This window comes from Synechococcales cyanobacterium T60_A2020_003 (genome assembly GCA_015272205.1).
Lineage (GTDB): Bacteria > Cyanobacteriota > Cyanobacteriia > RECH01 > RECH01 > JACYMB01.
The window spans coordinates 1-1,952 of the sequence record JACYMB010000328.1 but is presented as its reverse complement, the minus strand read 5'-3'; the positions used below and the strand labels follow the sequence as shown (position 1 = coordinate 1,952).

The 1,952-nt window shown below is 48.0% G+C and carries 1 protein-coding gene; it reads left to right on the top strand.

All coding sequences use genetic code 11. From position 1 onward, the window contains the following. The first annotated feature begins 1,015 nt into the window (after positions 1-1,015). Positions 1,016-1,891 (top strand): formylglycine-generating enzyme family protein, encoded by an 876-nt coding sequence (locus tag IGR76_16270; protein MBF2080022.1) that lies wholly within the window; start codon positions 1,016-1,018, stop codon positions 1,889-1,891. The last annotated feature ends 61 nt before the right edge of the window (positions 1,892-1,952 follow it).

The window sequence follows — 1,952 nt, the reverse complement described above, 5'->3', positions numbered from 1 at the left end:
TACCAGGACACTCTCAAGGCGAACCTGACCGTTTTTCTAATCATGCAACAAAGCCGCTAGGAGGTGCAAAAAGAGAAAGATCAATCTCTGAACCAATAGCTTGAGAGTAGGAATGTTCAGATCCAGGCGGCAGACCAAGACTATCTAGGGATGGAGTAATGGGAGATCCAGACTTGGTATCTTTGGAGAGGATGGAAAGGTCTGAATTGGGGGTAAATGTGTGATCCATGATCGATATACCTTTGAACAATGTCGGTGAGTGAGTGGATAGACAATACGTTGATAGACAAGGCGTCTACCTATCGTTTTGTATGGGATGTCGCAGCAATAGATGCACATCATGTCTGTGAGATGAGCGCAATAATCCCGGCGTACGATAACGCTATGGGGATGAATCTAGAGCCGAGAGAAACTTTGAAATTTGAGTGCGCTGAACAGATGATGACTGAGGTTTGTTATGCACTCCAGAAGCACAGTTGCGTTGGAACAACTTGATCGATAACAGAGCGACGTAGATGCAGATGTGTGCTTCGTTTCCTATAAAGAATTTTCACGTTCTCTAGAGCACATTACGCAAATCAAGGCTGTTGTTTACATATGTTTACTCATTTCTCATTTTTGACAAACTTTTATTGTTAGAACTGAAGGTTGTCATAATACTGAAAATTCTTTTCTAGTGAAGGGTTTTGACGTTATAGGAGGTTTGTCTTGAGCTGGGCTTTTGCTGTAAAAAAAAACTCATAAATCTAGGACTTACGCCGTTGGGCGATTTTGCGTGGGTACACCCACGCAAAATCGCCCGAAAGAGTCAGGACGCCGCACGTAGTGCGTAAGTCCTGAAATCATGGAATGCTGCAAAAAGCTATGCTTGTCAACTCTGGGTTTTGAGATGAAGCAGGTTGCCTGACCTTGATGGGAAAAATGTGCGGAGCAGAAGGCGATCGCGGACTCATCCGGTAGACAACCATCCCTTACCCAGGCATACTCTAGTCAGAATGCTCTGGGAGGAAAAATCGTGGGTGAGCGCTCTAAGATCGAGTTTGATGTGGTGACAGTTGATTTCTATGGGCATCCCCTAGAAAAACTGCGCTGTACAGCATCATCCTGGTCAGATGTAATCAGCGAAGGAGTCGTGATCCGCTGTGTTGATATACCAGCAGGTTCGTTTCAAATGGGGTCTCCTGCAACGGAAGAAGGATGCCACCCCTCCCAGAGGCCTCAACATAGTGTGGCGATCGCCCCCTTCCGCATGAGCCAAACCCCGATTACCCAAGCTCAGTGGTTTGCGGTGGCGTCTTTGCCGCGTGTATCGCAAGATTTGCCGCCTCAGCCGTCTTGCTTTTCTGGAGATCATCATCCCGTTGAGCAAGTATCGTGGGAGGAGGCAATGGAATTTTGTGTCCGTCTATCTGCCCATACTCAACGTTCCTATCGTTTACCTACGGAAGCCGAATGGGAATATGCCTGCCGCGCCCATACCCAAACACCGTTTCATTTCGGGCACACGATTACGACTGAATTAGCGAACTATTCGGGCGTGAACTGGGAATATGAAGGCAAACTATGCAACAAGGGTTTTTATGGCAAAGGCCCAACGGGGTGCGATCGCCGCCAAACTATGGAGGTTGGGAGTTTTGGGGTTGCCAACGGATTTGGCCTATACGATATGCACGGTCAAGTAAAAGAATGGTGCTTAGATGTTTGGTATCCAGACTACACAGATGCCCCAACCGATGGCAGTGCCAGAATATCTCATCTAGCCTCTTCACCACGAGTTCTGCGCGGTGGCTCATGGAATAGTGGCCCCAGGGCGTGTCGATCGGCCTACCGGACTAAACTTGATCCCAATAGTCGGCTATACGATGTCGGTTTCCGAGTGGTTTGCGATTAGGGTGTTACGGCGTTGTTGCATGAAAGAGGGGTTGCGGGCAGGAGAGGCATGGTAAATTTCA